Origin of the sequence: Saprospira grandis str. Lewin (assembly GCF_000250635.1) — a bacterium.
Lineage (GTDB): Bacteria > Bacteroidota > Bacteroidia > Chitinophagales > Saprospiraceae > Saprospira > Saprospira grandis.
In genome coordinates, this window is record NC_016940.1 from 1694728 (window position 1) to 1710000 (window position 15273).

At 47.9% G+C, this 15273-nt stretch carries 7 protein-coding genes and 3 rRNA genes (1 of these 10 only partly in view); 4 read left to right on the plus strand and 6 right to left on the minus strand.

Annotated elements, in window-relative coordinates; all coding sequences use genetic code 11:
- Positions 1–4: 4 nt before the first annotated feature.
- Positions 5–793, plus strand: coding sequence for a uroporphyrinogen-III synthase (locus SGRA_RS07530; protein WP_015692047.1), 789 nt, complete (start codon positions 5–7; stop codon positions 791–793).
- 41 nt (positions 794–834) lie between these two features.
- On the opposite strand, the gene SGRA_RS07535 is transcribed toward SGRA_RS07530, so the two are convergent.
- Positions 835–1923 carry a gliding motility protein GldB-related protein gene (locus SGRA_RS07535; RefSeq protein ID WP_015692048.1) on the minus strand — a complete coding sequence of 363 codons (1089 nt, stop codon included), beginning with the start codon at positions 1921–1923 and terminating at the stop codon, positions 835–837.
- Between the two features lie 108 nt (positions 1924–2031).
- On the opposite strand from SGRA_RS07535, the gene SGRA_RS07540 reads away from it, so the two are divergent.
- From SGRA_RS07540 to SGRA_RS07555, 3 genes are all read left to right on the plus strand, one after another.
- Positions 2032–2862: a porin family protein gene (locus SGRA_RS07540; RefSeq protein ID WP_015692049.1), complete on the plus strand. Its 831-nt coding sequence runs from the start codon at positions 2032–2034 to the stop codon at positions 2860–2862.
- Between the two features lie 496 nt (positions 2863–3358).
- Positions 3359–4255 (plus strand): FISUMP domain-containing protein, encoded by an 897-nt coding sequence (locus SGRA_RS07550; protein WP_015692051.1) that lies wholly within the window; start codon positions 3359–3361, stop codon positions 4253–4255.
- 91 nt (positions 4256–4346) lie between these two features.
- Positions 4347–6365 carry a urocanate hydratase gene (locus SGRA_RS07555; protein WP_015692052.1) on the plus strand — a complete coding sequence of 673 codons (2019 nt, stop codon included), beginning with the start codon at positions 4347–4349 and terminating at the stop codon, positions 6363–6365.
- A 56-nt stretch (positions 6366–6421) separates the two neighbouring features.
- Here the strand turns inward: SGRA_RS07555 and SGRA_RS07560 are convergent, their stop codons facing one another.
- From SGRA_RS07560 to SGRA_RS07585, 5 genes are all read right to left on the minus strand, one after another.
- Positions 6422–8242 carry a TonB-dependent receptor gene (locus SGRA_RS07560; protein ID WP_015692053.1) on the minus strand — a complete coding sequence of 607 codons (1821 nt, stop codon included), beginning with the start codon at positions 8240–8242 and terminating at the stop codon, positions 6422–6424.
- Positions 8243–8648: 406 nt separating this feature from the next.
- The gene (locus SGRA_RS07570) at positions 8649–13487 is read right to left on the minus strand and encodes an MG2 domain-containing protein (protein ID WP_015692055.1); all 4839 of its coding nucleotides are present in this window, start codon (positions 13485–13487) and stop codon (positions 8649–8651) included.
- 269 nt (positions 13488–13756) lie between these two features.
- Positions 13757–13865: ribosomal RNA gene (gene rrf, locus SGRA_RS07575) — 5S ribosomal RNA — on the minus strand.
- A gap of 80 nt (positions 13866–13945) precedes the next feature.
- Positions 13946–14054 (minus strand): 5S ribosomal RNA (rrf, locus tag SGRA_RS07580).
- Positions 14055–14162: 108 nt separating this feature from the next.
- A 23S ribosomal RNA gene (locus SGRA_RS07585) occupies positions 14163–15273 on the minus strand; it runs 1703 nt beyond the window's last position.

Here is a 15273-nt window from a genome sequence, read left to right on the forward strand (position 1 = left end):
ATATATGTCATCCGTGGAAGCAAAAGAAAGATTGAAGCGCGTAGAGAGTATTTTGGTGACTCAAATGACTACCAAAAATAATAAAGCTCCCTATGACCGCTTAGTAGAGAAGTACGGTATTAAGGTGGATTATCGCCCATTTACAGAGGTTCGGCCCGTTTCGGCCAAGGAGTTTCGCAAACAAAAGGTAAAGCTAGAAGAGTATTCGGCTATTATTTTTACCTCTAAGTCGGCTATTGACCACTATTTTCGCCTTTGTGAGGAGATGCGCTATAAGGTGCCTGCAGAGACCAAGTATTTTTGCCTCTCTGAAGCGATTGCCCTTTATTTGCAAAAGCATACCACTTACCGCAAGCGCCGTGTCTTTTTTGGCAAAAGAACCTTGCAAGACCTCAAACCTTATTTGCTGAAGCATAAGAAGAAAGAGACCTTCTTGCTGCCCTCTTCTAATTTGGGCAAAAAAGCCTATGAGACTTTTCTAGAAGCTGAGGGCTTTAATTTTGTCGTTTCTGAAATGTACCTAGCCGCTAGCTCGGATATTTCTGACCTAGAGGATGTTTTCTATGATATTTTGGTCTTTTTTAGCCCATTGAGTCTAGACTCGCTCTACGATAACTTTCCCGACTTTAAGCAAAATAATACTCGTATTGCCGTTTATGGCAATTCTACCGCCAAAGCCATTGAGGCCAAAGGCTTGTATATTGATATTAAGGTCCCTAATCCAGAGTTTCCCAAAATCCGCTCTATGGCCGAGGCTATTGAGCACTATATAAAGGAAGCCAACGACCTTTAAGCTAAAAAAGGGCGAGCAGAAATTCTGCTCGCCCTTTTTGTTTATTTTCTCGGCTTGTAGCGCTTCATAAAATGTTCGGGGCTACTTTCATTGAGGATTTCCTGAATAATCACTTGGTCTATTTCTCGGGGGCTGCTATTGGGGCGGTTATTTTTGAGCTCCAATCGCCGACGGCGAGCATACTGCCGCAAGATTTGGGTCCCTAACCAACTGCCCGAATTGCCCGGCAGGTCTAGCTCTGGCTTAAAGGGACCTACCGTTACGTATTTTCGGTATTTAGTGGCATCGCTGCTATATAAGAGGTCTTGCTCGCCCAAATAGTCCCAAAGGCCTTGTTCCCCTTTTTCGCAAAATTCAACTTGGAAGGCCGAAAAATTAAAGAGTAGGCTGTCGGCGGTTTGAGGTAAAAACGCCCCAGCGAGAAAGAACTTCTTGCCATTAAAAATCATCTCGTCAATCAATCGACTGCTTTCTCTTTTAGCCTGCTGCTCTACTAGACGGTCGGCCAAGGCATAGGCCATTTTGGCCGAAATATGCTCTGCCGTTAGGGTTCTGCGCATATAAGCGTTTTTCAAATTCGGATGGGCCAAATAACCAATATGGTTGGGGCCCAAAAAGAAATCTAAGCCCAAACCCGAAAACTCTTCTAAGGTAAAGGTGCCATAATTATAAAAGCTAAAGTAGGTATAGACCCGCTCGAAAGGATGCTTTTTGCCCCCAAAATAATAGAGATAATGCGCTCCGGCCTGCTCCAAGTCTGCCTCTACCCGCTCCAAATTGGGGTAAGCCAACTGAATACTATCATAGAGCAACTGCGATTCTTTAAAGTTGAGGAAACTCAATAAGCGGGGGGCAAAATCTGGCCGATCATCCGGCATACCCATAATTTGGCCAAAATAAAGGGGGGCAAAATCCGGATACTTTTCCTTCAATTTCTCTATCCCTTCCTTTATCTTCGTACTGTCTTTAGGCAAGGCCATCAGATCTTGCTCAAAACGAAAGATGTCTACCTTGGCCGATAGCTCGCCCAAATCTGGCTGGTATTTAGGCAGGCGCTCCTCTGAGCTACTACATGCCGTAAAGACCGAAAAAAGCAAGACAAAAGCCGATAGGCCCCAAAGAGTTTTCATATTTTACACTAATTTTGTGAGTTCAAGGAGTGGCTTGGCCCTGGTTTTCTGCTAAATACTCGCCAGTTGAAACACTCCACTATTTAATAGCTGCTAAAATAAAAAGTTATGCTGCGTAAAATCACCTTATTAACGGCCTTTTTGGCCTTTGTTGTTTCTGCCCAGGCACAAAAAGAATTTAAATTTGGCGTTTATGTAGAGCCTTCGGTCTCTTTTTTCGCCTCTAATGATAAGGATGTAGAGCCCGATGGTAGCAACCTTGGCTTTACTATTGGCCTGCTCGGAGAATACTATTTTGGTAATAGCGATAATTATGCACTTGTTGTGGGCGGAAATTTCTCTTTTGGCCGAGGTGGCTCTCTTTTCTATGAGGATGGCGGACGCCTTTTCCCCGATTCTGAGCTAGATGCCGAGTCTTATGTGAGTACTAGTACCGGAAATGTCGGCACCAATGGCGAGGGGATGCTCCTTACGCCTGGCACTAAGGTGAAGTACCGCCTCAATTATCTAGAGATTCCCGTTGGCCTAAAGTTGCGCACCAATGAGTTGGGCGAAAGCTATATGCGCGCCTTTTTCCAACTGCCCGTTCTCACGATTGGTATCCCCGTTTCGGCCCGCGCTAGCATAGAGTCTCCCAACGCAACGGGATTTGTTAGCAGCACTGGCGAGGAGGTTTACTACACGCCCGAAAAAGTAAAGGGCGAAAATGTTTATAAGGACATTTTTCCCCTCCAAATCCAACTTGGCGCCGGCGCTGGGGTAGAGTACGCACCCAATGAAGATGGCGGCCTCTTGCTTACGGCTGGCCTGTTCTACAATTATGGCTTCTTGGATGCCGTAGGCACTAACGAACTGTTTGACCTCACGGCTACTCCCGAGACCAACAAAGCCCGCACGGGTTTTCATAATATTGGCCTACGCCTAGGCATTGTTTTCTAAGGCAAGCGAACGATAATTTATCTGGACCATTCTACTACAGGATGGTCCTTTTTTTTGGGGCCCGCGGCCGCCCTGTTCAGGGGGGCGGCCGCCGCTAGGCTCCGCGGCTCGCTGTTCGCTCGGCCCTGCGCGGGCTGCGCCCGCTGGGTCTGGCCCTTCGGGCCACCGCTGCGCAGCGCTGGGCCATTTGGCCTACGGCCAGCCTGGCTTCGCCAGGCCAACTGGACCATTTTTCGGCCTAGACTGCTTTGCTCTGCTCCAAAAATTTTATCTTTAAGCTAGTTCGCCCTTTTCTGGTCCTAGAGGGCCGAAGGCCCGACGGCTGAGGGATGGTAAGTGGTGCGGCGCAGCCGCAGACCCAAGTTTTTGAGCCTAGCGAAAAAACTGCAGGGCCGAGCAGACCTGCGAGCCACGACACAGCCCGACCCGCCCGCAGGGCGGGGCAGCCCCAAAACATCAAAAAACAGATATTTTCCTTTTAAATTTAGCCCTTAGCATGAAAATTAGCTGCCATTTCCCCCTTCTCCTGCTTGCTTCCCTCCTCCTATTGGGAAGCTGCACCAAAAATATCCCCGCAGAAGCGAGCATTTTTGCAGGCAACAACCAAGAAACGCCCCTAGGCGCCCGCCAAAACGAGCCCTTGCAGCTTCGGGTGACCAACAATAAGGGCGAGCCCATAGAAGATGTGGAGGTCAGTTTTCAGATTGCTATTGGCAGCGGTACCTTTGATAATGGCGCTTTTGAGGCCCGCAGCAAAACGAATAGTTATGGGGTGGCGCAGATATACTGGACCTTGGGCCGAGAAAACCGCAGCCAAAAAGTTCGGGCCGAAGTAGATGGCCTAAATGGCCCCGCCCTAGAGTTTTTTGGCCAACCCGCCTACCATGAAGATAGTCGAGACAACCAACTGTACTTACTAACTGAGATGGGGGGCCAAATCTGGATGGGCGAAAACCTGCGTTATCAGGCTAATGGCTCCTTGGTTAATCCCGATTTTCCCGCCACTATTTACGGTCGTTTGTATACTTGGAATACAGCCAATTCGGTTTGTCCCGCTGGATTTCATCTGCCTAGTTTGAGCGAATGGAATAATTTGGTCCAAAGCCTCCCCTATGATGAGGGAGGGCCAGCTCGTTTGCTCAAAGCGACTTCTGGCTGGATCCTCTCTAGCGATGGCATTGATGCCTTGGGCTTCAAGGTTTTTGCCGCTGGAGATTACCTTACGGCTCAGGGCGAATTTAGGGGCCTCAGCGAATATGGAATTTTTTGGAGCAGTGAGGCCGATGGCACACAGAACGCCCATTATAAAATTCTGGATTATGATGATGAGAACATGAGGGGGGCCAGTTATAGCCAATCTAATTTTGCCGCTTGTCGCTGCGTGCAAGACTAAAACCAAAAAAGGCCCAGTACGTTAGTATTGGGCCTTAGGTTTTCCTAGCCCTAATGAAGAAAACAGCTATTTCATATAAAAAAACAGAACTATGCTAACAGACAACGCCAGTCTAACGGCCTTTCAGGCCGAAATACTAGCGGGCATTCCGCAAGAGCTGCCCGAATACCCAAAAATGGACCCCAGCATCAGCCGAGCACCCAAGCGCAAGGACATCCTTAGTTTGGAGGAGAAAAAATTGGCCCTTAAAAATGCCTTGCGTTACTTTCCGCCACATTTGCATGCTCAATTGGCGCCTGAATTCATGCAAGAGCTCAAGGATTATGGCCGCATCTATATGCACCGCTATCAGCCCAAGCAAGCCATTTATGCTCGTCCGATAGAGGAATACCCCCATCAATCCAAGCAGGCTGCGGCCATCATGCTGATGATTCAGAATAACTTGGATCCTGCAGTGGCCCAACATCCTTATGAACTGATTACTTATGGGGGCAATGGGGCTGTTTTTCAGAACTGGGCCCAATATCGCCTCACGATGAAGTACTTGGCGGAGATGACTGATGAGCAAACCTTAGTGATGTATTCTGGTCATCCGATGGGCCTCTTTCCGGCGCCCAAAGAATCGCCCAGAGTGGTGGTCACCAATGGCATGATGATCCCCAACCACTCTAAGGGAGATGATTGGGAGCGTTACAATGCCTTAGGCGTCACCCAATATGGTCAAATGACGGCAGGCTCCTATATGTATATTGGTCCACAAGGGATTGTGCATGGCACCACCATTACGGTCCTCAATGCGGGGCGTTTGCAGGGCAGCGATGATTTGGGCGGAAAGTTATTTGTTACAGCGGGCCTAGGCGGCATGTCGGGCGCTCAGGCCAAGGCGGCTGTTATTGCTGGCGCCATTGGCGTTGTAGCGGAGGCCGACCCCATTGCCACTCAAAAAAGACATGAGCAAGGCTGGGTAGATGAGGTCTATACTGATTTGGCCAAATTAGTAGAGCGGATAAAAAGCGCCAGAGCCAAAAAAGAGGCGGTATCCTTGGCCTATCAGGGCAATGTAGTTGCCCTTTGGGAATATTTGGTCGAGAAAAATGTAAACGTAGAGTTGGGCTCCGACCAAACCTCTTTGCACAACCCTTATGCTGGCGGCTACTACCCTATTGATATGGATTTTGATACGGCCAAGCAGATGATGGGCGAGCAGCCCGAGCAGTTTGCCCAAGCCGTGCAGGCCACTCTCCGCCGACATGTAGCGGCCATCAATACGATGAGCGAAAGAGGGATGTATTTCTTTGATTATGGCAATGCCTTCCTCAAGGCGGCTCGTGATGAAGCGGGGGCCGATATTTGTTTGCCCGATGGTCGATTTAAGTATCCCTCTTATGTGCAGGATATTATGGGGCCGATGTGTTTTGACTTTGGTTTTGGTCCTTTCCGTTGGGTGTGTGCCTCTGGAAAAATGGAAGATTTGCAATTTAGCGATCAGCTAGCGGCGCAGGTGCTAGAAGAAATGGCCCAAGATGCGCCAGAAGAAATTAGCCAGCAATTGGCGGATAACATTCGCTGGATTAAGGCCGCCGAGGAAAACCAATTGGTGGTAGGTTCTAAGGCTCGTATTCTCTATGCCGATGCCCTTGGTCGCATTCGCATTGCCCAAGCATTTAATCAAGCCATTGCTGAAGGGAAAATGGGGCCTGTGGTCCTTGGGCGCGATCATCATGATGTATCTGGAACAGATTCGCCCTATCGGGAAACCTCTAATATCTATGATGGCTCAGCCTTTACTGCAGATATGGCCGTACAGAACTTTGTGGGTGATGCCTTCCGCGGAGCTACTTGGATTTCTCTCCACAATGGTGGTGGTGTAGGTTGGGGCGAGGTCATCAATGGTGGCTTTGGAATGCTCTTAGATGGCAGTCCCGAAGCGGATCGCAGACTACAGCAGATGCTTTTCTGGGATGTCAATAACGGAATTGCCCGCCGTGCTTGGGCCAGAAACCCCCACGCTCGTTTTGCCATTGAGCAAGAAATGAAGCGTTCTCCTGGCTTGCAAGTTACTCTTGCCCAAGAAGCCGATGAGGATCTACTGGACCAACTTTTTAAGTAGTCTTAAGCATTAAAACAAAAGCCTAGTATCAGATGATACTAGGCTTTTCTTCTTTGCTACATCAACTGATAGCGAAAATGAAGGTAAAACCGTCGGCCCACAGTACTCCCCCACTGATAACCGCCCTCAAAATCTGTAGAAAAAGGATCTTCTGCGCCATAAATCAGCGTTTTTTGTTGCCGATTGAGCAGTTGTTGTACTCCTAGTCTAAATCCTGTTTGCTTAAAGAACTTAGACTTTGAAAACCAGCGGTTGAAAGGCAACTCTAGCTCCATATCCCAGCGACTAAAGCCTGGGCTCCTTTCTGGCGCCTCTCCTCTAGCCCCCAAATTGGGCAGGCGTTGGCCAGATTGCAGATATAGAATAGACTCTATGGTAAAAAGAGAAACAGGTCGCTCCGTTAGCCAATTTCGGAAGCGGCAAACATAACGAGCCGCTAAGCGCAACCGATGGCGACTATAAAGGGGCAACTCTCGACGCTGATCTGCAATATAGCTCCAACGCCGACTATAACGATAGTCAAAATTAAGGGAAAGAGAGGGCTCTGAAAAGTTGATTCCCCCAGACGCCTCTAAGCTATTTCGCAAGCCCATTTGGCCCTCATCTAAATAGTCAAAGCTAAGCAAATAGGGGTCTTCATCTAAGTTGGCTACCATTTCTTGGGGGGCCAGCTGCTGCCTCCAACGAAACTGAAGCTGAGAGAGAAAAGATCCAAATGGTCCATAATAAAGGTTCCACCAATGCGAAACATCTAAGGCAAAACCATAATAATAGAGCTCTTCGGCCTGCCAATCGCTATCTACTTCTATGCGGCGGCCCGTGCGCAATAAATCGGCATATTCGGTCAAGGGATTGGCAAAACGCCAAGAGCGACCAGCAAAAAAGTTACTCTTGATCTCCTTATGGATTTGGTAATTCAATTTAACTTGTGGACTAAATTGGGGGCCTGCCAAATTATGATAATGCAACTGCATATGCGTAATCAACTGCCATTTTGGGCCCCAATAAGTATCATAACCGACGGCCCCGCCCAAAAGCCGTTCAGCTCGTCTAAAATCTTGGCTGTCTAAGCGCTCAATAAAGCGATTTTGGACCACATCTAGCTGCATCCGAAAAATATCCAGCTCCGATTTGAGGTGGTATTCATAGCGGGCCTTAACATCTAGGCGCACTTCCTCCCCCTCATATTCTCGCTCGCCCCAATTTCGCTGCTGCATATGGTCCTTATACTGCAAATTGATGAGCAATAAGTCTTTGGTCCGAAAACCTACCAAATGATGGCTACTGAGCTGCTGCTGTTGCAACTTGAGTTCTTGCCCATAAGCCATCGTATCGCCCTGCAAAAAGGCGGTTTGCCCCTCTTGCTGCGCCAAACTCAAAAACTGGATATTGTTATTGGAATGATAGCGGCCCGAGTAAACATCCCAGCTATTGTCTAAATAAAAGCTCTGATTTTGGGCCTGATCTTGCCAGCCATCCTCATTTGCATCCCGAATTTGATTCAGGTATTGCCCTTGCACATCCAAACTGACCTGCATGGCATCCACATCCAAACGGCTGCGCAAAGCCCCATTAAATTCTCCAGCATGGCTGCCCATAAGGTCTATACCCAAACGAGGTTGATGCTTGGGCGTAAGCAAAATGCTGCCAAAGGCCCCATCATGGTCCAAACTATAGTCATCAAAACCATAGTAATTTAGGTTGGGCTCTCGCTGCTGGGCCAACCAAAAATATTTGCCCAAACCCGCATCTGTATACAAACGAGCGGCTCGCAAATCATCTTTAAAATAATGCTGAAAAACGGCAGGCTCCGATAGGCTCTGCCCCCAAATTGGTCCAACTAAAAGGAGAAAAAAGTAGGGTATTAGTTTATTCATCTGCTATCTGTATATATATTTTTTTGGGGCCTCCTGCCTTCGGCAGGCGCTACGCTTTGGGGCTCGCAGGTCTGCTCGGCCCTGCAGGCTCCACTTCGTTTCGCCTTTGGTCTGGCCCTTCGGGCCACCCCGCCGCATCGCTAGGCCAAGGCCCACTTTTGGCGTCCTACAGGCCCGAAGGGCCGCAGGCTGAGGGATGGAAAGTGGGGCGGCGCAGCCGCAGACCCAAGTTTTTGAGCCTAGCGAAAAAACTGCAGGGCCGAGCAGACCTGCGAGCCACGACACAGCCCGACCCGCCCGATAACTTATGAGGGTTTCAACCCTCATTTTGTATAGCTTCGCAAAGCGATACCGCTTTGCGCTGGGTTTCAACCCGGCGGAAGGGGCAGCCCAAAAGAAAAATCGTTTAATTGGCTACTTTGATCTGAATACTTTGGCCCGCTTCCCAAAATACCGCATTGGGGCGATAATAGAGGTAGGCCGAATTGGCGGGGGCCGTAAAATGCCCAGGCAACTCCGCCTTCAGGTCTAAAAGTATCTTTTTAGATTGGCCCGAGGGAATTTTTCTAAAGTAGAGGACCAAATAATTGTCAAAAATCTCGTAGTAATCAAATTTGCCCGCCTCTTGCTGCTCCTTGAGCTGCCAAGATTGTAAGCTCAGGCCAGCGGGAATCCCGATCATGGCAATAGGCGTGGGCGCATCTTTGTCCTGCAATTCGTTCTTAATTTCGACCTCATAACGGAGCAAATCCCCTTCTAGCGCTTGCGTTTTGGCCAAGCGAGTAGCCACTGAAATAGGTGCATCTTGGGCCGTAGGGGGCGTATATTCTAGCCAATTGAGCTCCAACATATAGCTTTGCGCTCGGCTAAAGCCCTCAAAGCTCAGGCTAATTTGATTTTGGCCAAGAGCCATTTTTTTGGCCAAATTATCCATGGCTAAAGTTAGGCCCTCATAGCTATTAAAGGCCTGTTCTTGGATCAACTCCCCATTCAGATGAACAAGCAATTTTCCGTCTTCTGCAGACTGTATTTTTTGCGCCAAGGCGTAGGCGGTTAGGGCCTTGAGCGACCAAACCGTGCCTTGGGTATCGCCAAAATAATAGCGGCCTTTTGTTTTGATCAACGCATTGACCAAGGGATGGCAGGCGGCCAGATCGCCCGCCTCCAAATGGGCCAAAATAGCCAAAGACAAAATATGCGGACGAAGATTTCGGCCCGTCGCATAAGTAATCGAATGCTCGGCCTTTAGCGTATTGAGGTCAGTCATATTCTTTTGGAGCAAAGCCAAAAGTTCTTTGCCCTTCGTCTTTTTGCCTGCATAAAAATGGGCCAAACTCACTAGGGCCAGACGGTATAAATCGCGGCTAGCGCTAGCCTCTTGGGCCGCTAATTGCAGCTCCTTATCCAAGCCTTTTTCGCCAATATAGGCCAAAGACATCGTAATATAGGCATTGCTTACCGCCTCCGATTGGCCCCAGCCATGATTATAGCCAGCAGCAGACAAAAAGCCACCACGGCCATCTCGGCGAGAGAGCAACCAGCTTCGGGCACGCTCGACCATGGCCTCATCGACAATCGGAGCCACGGCAGCCATATCCTTAAACTCCATCAAGCCATAGGCCGTGAGGCCCTCATGTGCGGGAGAGCCGCCAAACCACTCGAAGCCACCGCCTGCAGACTCATAGCCCGCCAATTTATTATAGCCATCTTGGATATAGCCCAGCGCTCGATCCGCTATTTGGGGATCGAGTTGGCCTGTAGACTCTAATAAATGTAGGGCCAAAATATTGGGATAAGTACTGGAAGAGACCTGCTCAAAACAGCCATAAGGGCGGCGGATCATGCCTTCTAAGGTGGCTTGCAATTGCATAAGCGGATTGCCAAAAACGGTAATTTGGGCTTGCATAGAGCCCTCCTTCATTTCATCAATATTCAATTGATAGCTCGCCTGCAGTTGTTTATCGGCTTGGCTAATGGCTACGGGAAAAGCTCTAGCTTTGAGTCGGCTCTTTAGCTTTAAAGCATCTTTATGGCCAGAAGCAAAAAAGCTCAGCTTCATATTGAGGTCCCTACTTTTGCTATAATTGAGCACAAAAGGCAGCTCTAGGCGCAAAAAGCTATCCTTAGGAATATTGTATTTCTGCGTATCTCGACTAAATAGCGGTTGCCATTGCTCGCTATGCGACAAATAAAACTTGCCTGAAAGCGCTTCATCGGTTTGGTTAATCAAAAAGACGGGCAAGCGGAGGGTATCGCCAACAATCAGCTCTTTGGGCAATTGGGCCCGTAGCTGAAAAGGAGCCTGCACACTATAGGTTTTTTCTTGGCGACCAATTTTTTGTCCGCCTGCCCCTTCGGTAATAATGCGGAAAGTGGTTACTGCATCAGAATTATAAAAATAGAGCTCTGCCTCTCCATCTTCATCCGTTTCGACCGAAGAGTTCCAGTATAGGGTATTTCTAAAGTCGGTCCGCTCTACGGAAATATTTTCATAGCGTTCTTTTGCGGCTAAGTAAGGGCTATAATCTGCAGCGTAAAAGCTTTTACTTTGATAGAATTTGGCCCAGCCTTCTTGGCTCAACTTTGCGCTTAGACCTTTTATCGTTGTTTTGGTATCTGAAAGTTGAGGTTGGCTCAACTTATCGGTTGTTGGGCTGGGACGAAGCTGTCCCTCTGCTCTTTGTAGGTTGAGGTAATTGCTGTTTTCGTTTAGATTAGCTGTGTTCAGTTTTGTTTCTTGTCCTACTGCTGGAATTTTTTCTACTGGAGCAGGTCTTGGCGCGCCACCAATTACTCTTACTCCTTTAATAACAATATCATTATTCCTATTTCCTCGACTTAATTCCTCGCCATTTTCTGCCTGGTTCACCCCTGCTGTAGTTGCAGCAATACTCGCAATATTCCGAGTAGCCAATTTTTCGATATCCTCTGCCCCTAATGTTTGGCCAGCAGTGGTATTATCCATTTCTATTAGTGGAATACTATATTCTACAATCTGCACTTCTTCAATAGCCATCTCCATTAACTCTAGATCTGAGTCGGAGTAATAGTAGTCATAGCGTAGCTGCTCACCACCTCCAATTCTTAGCTGTTTAATCAGGCCTTTAGGATAGCCTATATAGGTAATCTTGAGGTCATAGATTCCAGGAGTAATTCCATCAAGTTTATAATTCCCATCAAAATCTGTGGAAGTTCCTTTGACGAGCTGCTCTGTTCCTGCTTTTAGTAGGACAACATTAGCAAAAGCAAAGGGCTCTCCATACTCATCAAAGACCATCCCTTTGAGTACAGCGGGATCTGAGGAGCTGCCCACTTTTTTACGACTATAGTAGGCGCTTTTATCTTGGGGTGCGCGGAAAGGCTGTCTTTGAAAATAGACGGGCGCTCTATTCAACGAATGAGAATAGTTTTTTCGATTGTATCCTATTTGTTCTAGTGAAAAGCCTCTATGCTTTGTTTTTAATAGGATTTCATCTTCTCCCTCATAGTCTTCCCAAACAAAAAAGCCCTCTGCATCTGTTTTGAGTTCTGCGAGTAGTTTTTTGTCTGCATTGCGATAAACGCCTAGCGACTTATTGCCCAAAGGCGCCCCATTAAAAAACAGTTGTCCGGCCAGACGTTTTCCGTCTTCTGCCATGAATTTAACTTGGGGCTCTGCCGCCATGATTTGCCGCCAGTTATAGCGGCGCCAGCCTTGCGTCAAAAGCAAATAATCTAAGGCCGTATCTGCCTTGGGGTTATTGTCCTCAAAGTAAAAAGCGGGTTCTTGGACCTTGCCTTTTAGTTGGCTAGAGAGCAAGAAATGAGAGAGAATATTATCGGCTTTATCTTGGTCCAAATTCCAAAACTTATCATCAACCACGGCCAAAGAGAGCTGCGTTTGCACGGGCTTGCCTGCCGCATCTTTCACCTTAATTTTTAGATTGACCTTTTCACGAATGGCATATTTATCTTTATCTGTTTCGATTTCGATTTGCAGACCTGCTTGCTTTTTGGCAAAAAATAGGCGCTCGGCCTCGGGTTGCTCTGCCTGATTGAAGAGGGTAATTTTGGCGATGCCCATTTTGCAATCTTTTAGCGGCAAGCTATACCTTTGGCTGCCCGCCTTCAGCGCGATTCCACGTTCTTCAATAAGGCCTGCATCTTGGACCATCAACAGGCAGATGCTTTGTTTTTTACTGCTATAAATTTCTAGTTCTAGTTGTTCTTCGTCTTGAGACAAAATCTTAAAGCTAAGTCCCTTCCTGAGGGCCTTGGGTAAGTCAAACTCTTGTTGTACGGGACGAAGCACTTTTAGCCGATATTGTTCCTGAGCTTTAGGCTCAAACTCCAAGGCCCCCATTCCCTGATGATAGCTTTTGTAGGCTTGCAATTCTTCTCCTGCGGCATTCAATAGCACGGCCTCAATATCTACGGCCTGGCCTTGTAGGTCTAGAGACTTAATGGCCAAGCGATTTTTAAAACCCGCCATGAGGTCGCCACTTTCGGGCATAAAGTGCAGCTGTATTTTATCTTGGACCAATGGAATACTTCGCCCGATAGATTCTCTTTTGCCTTCATGCTCTACAAAGACATTGAGCAAGCCCTCGGAGGCCTCCAAGGGAGCGGGTAGTTCAAATTGAATTTGGCTTTGCCCCATGGCATTGGTCTCGCCCTTGCCTCTTTTCCAGACTTTTCCTCCTAGAAAAATCTCATAGCTTAGCTTTTTATTGGCCAAAACTTCATTTTGGGGTGTGCGTACATCCAATTTGGCCTGCATCAAATCTCCAGCGCCATAGCGCTCTCGCAAGAAATCTAGCTTCATTAGTAGGTCAGGCAAATATTGGTTTTGGACCGTGAGTTTTTTCTCAAAAACAAACTGTTGATCTCCAAAATTCTTCTGCCAGTTGGTCTTTAGCCGAAGCGTATAAATTCCACCTTTGGCCTCTTTATCCAACTTAAAGTCTCCTCTGGCCTTGCCCTTTAGCACGGGCAAGCGGTAACTTTTCTCGACCTGTCCCTTAGGGTTTAGCCATTCCACTTCTAGCACCTTCGACTTACTGGCTAACAGGTTTTGGTCGAGCAGATAAGCTGAAAACCAAATAGTTTCCCCTGGTTCGTAATAGCTGCGATCGGTTTGCGCATAAATATTTTCTGTGGGCAAAATTTCATTGTATTGCTCTATTTTTTGGCTGTAGGGTCGCTCTTGTGCCCAAGCCGAGCTATATAGTCCTAGAAAGAGGAGGAAGTAAATAATTTTATGCATAGGTTCTTTTTCTTTACTAGATGCAGCCTACTGATTTTTTGATGTGTGCTTTTTTGTTTTTGGGGCCTCCGCTGCGGCTTTGCCTTGCGGCGCTACGTTTCGCAGCTCGCTGTTCGCTCGGCCCTTCGCAGGCTTTGCCTGCTCGGTCTGGCCCTATGGGCCACTGCTGCACATCGCTAGGCCAGTCGCTTTGCTCCTATTTGATGCTTCAAGCCTCTCTTTTGGGACAAAAAAAAGCCTGTACATTGCTGTACAGGCTTTATATATGAGGTTGGCAGTGACCTACTCTCCCACTTTCGTAGTACCATCGGCGCTGAGGGGCTTAACTGCTCTGTTCGGAATGGGAAAAGGTGTCTCCCCCTCGCTATGACTACCATTAACTCTTTGTTCATCCCTTTGGATGAGCTATTTTTTTGATAAAAAAAGCCTGCACATTGCTGTACAGGCTTTATAGATTAGGTTGGCGGTGACCTACTCTCCCACTTTCGTAGTACCATCGGCGCTGAGGGGCTTAACTGCTCTGTTCGGAATGGGAAAAGGTGTCTCCCCCTCGCTATGACCACCATTAAATCTTTGTCTATCCCTTTGGATAAACTCTATATCGTTATGACATAAGGAAAGTAATAGAACTTTAAAAGTGCGTTGATTATCGATCTTTCTTTTAAAAAAGAAAGAAAAAGGAAGCTTTCGAGAAATTAGTACTACTTGGCTCCCTAACACATCACTGTGCTTCCACCTATAGCCTATCTACCTGGTCATCTTCCAGGTCTCTTCAACGAATACTCATCTTAAGGTTGGCTTCGCGCTTAGATGCTTTCAGCGCTTATCCTTTCCAGATATAGCTACCCAGCATGCACCTGGCGGCACAACTGGTACACTAGAGATCTGTTCAACTCGGTCCTCTCGTACTAGAGTCAAATCCTTTCAATATTCGAGCGCCCACAACAGATAGAGACCGAACTGTCTTGCGACGTTCTGAACCCAGCTCGCGTGCCACTTTAATGGGCGAACAGCCCAACCCTTGGGACCTTCTCCAGCCCCAGGATGTGACGAGCCGACATCGAGGTGCCAAACCTCCCCGTCGATATGAGCTCTTGGGGGAGATCAGCCTGTTATCCCCGGAGTACCTTTTATCCTTTGAGCGACGGCCCTTCCATACAGAACCGCCGGATCACTTAACCCGACTTTCGTCCCTGTTCGACTTGTCTGTCTCACAGTCAAGCTCCCTTGTACTTATTACGCTCTTCGCATGATTACCAACCATGCTGAGGGAACCTTTGGGAGCCTCCGTTACCTTTTAGGAGGCGACCACCCCAGTCAAACTACCCGCCTAACAATGTCCCCCACCGGGTTAGTCTCTAAGCAATTAAAGGGTGGTATTTCAAGGACGACTCCACCAACACTAGCGCATCAGCTTCATAGTCTCCCACCTATCCTACACATCAATTACTCAAAGACAATGTTAAGTTGTAGTAAAGGTTCACGGGGTCTTTTCGTCCCGTTGTGGGTAATCGGCATCTTCACCGATACTTCAATTTCACCGAGCTCACGGCCGAGACAGTGCCCAGATCGTTACACCATTCGTGCAGGTCGGAACTTACCCGACAAGGAATTTCGCTACCTTAGGACCGTTATAGTTACGGCCGCCGTTTACCGGGGCTTCAGTCAAGAGCTTCGCTTGCGCTAACCCCCTTCCTTAACCTTCCGGCACCGGGCAGGTGTCAGACCCTATACTTCTCCTTTCGGATTCGCAGAGTCCTGTGTTTTTGCTAAACAGTCGCCTGGG

Excerpts from the sequence above, each read along its gene's own strand:
- SGRA_RS07530 (WP_015692047.1), top strand. The coding sequence starts at position 5 with ATGTCATCCGTGGAAGCAAAAGAAAGATTGAAGCGCGTAGAGAGTATT.
- SGRA_RS07535 (WP_015692048.1), bottom strand. The coding sequence starts at position 1,923 with ATGAAAACTCTTTGGGGCCTATCGGCTTTTGTCTTGCTTTTTTCGGTC.
- SGRA_RS07540 (WP_015692049.1), top strand. The coding sequence starts at position 2,032 with ATGCTGCGTAAAATCACCTTATTAACGGCCTTTTTGGCCTTTGTTGTT.
- SGRA_RS07550 (WP_015692051.1), top strand. The coding sequence starts at position 3,359 with ATGAAAATTAGCTGCCATTTCCCCCTTCTCCTGCTTGCTTCCCTCCTC.
- SGRA_RS07555 (WP_015692052.1), top strand. The coding sequence starts at position 4,347 with ATGCTAACAGACAACGCCAGTCTAACGGCCTTTCAGGCCGAAATACTA.
- SGRA_RS07560 (WP_015692053.1), bottom strand. The coding sequence starts at position 8,242 with ATGAATAAACTAATACCCTACTTTTTTCTCCTTTTAGTTGGACCAATT.
- SGRA_RS07570 (WP_015692055.1), bottom strand. The coding sequence starts at position 13,487 with ATGCATAAAATTATTTACTTCCTCCTCTTTCTAGGACTATATAGCTCG.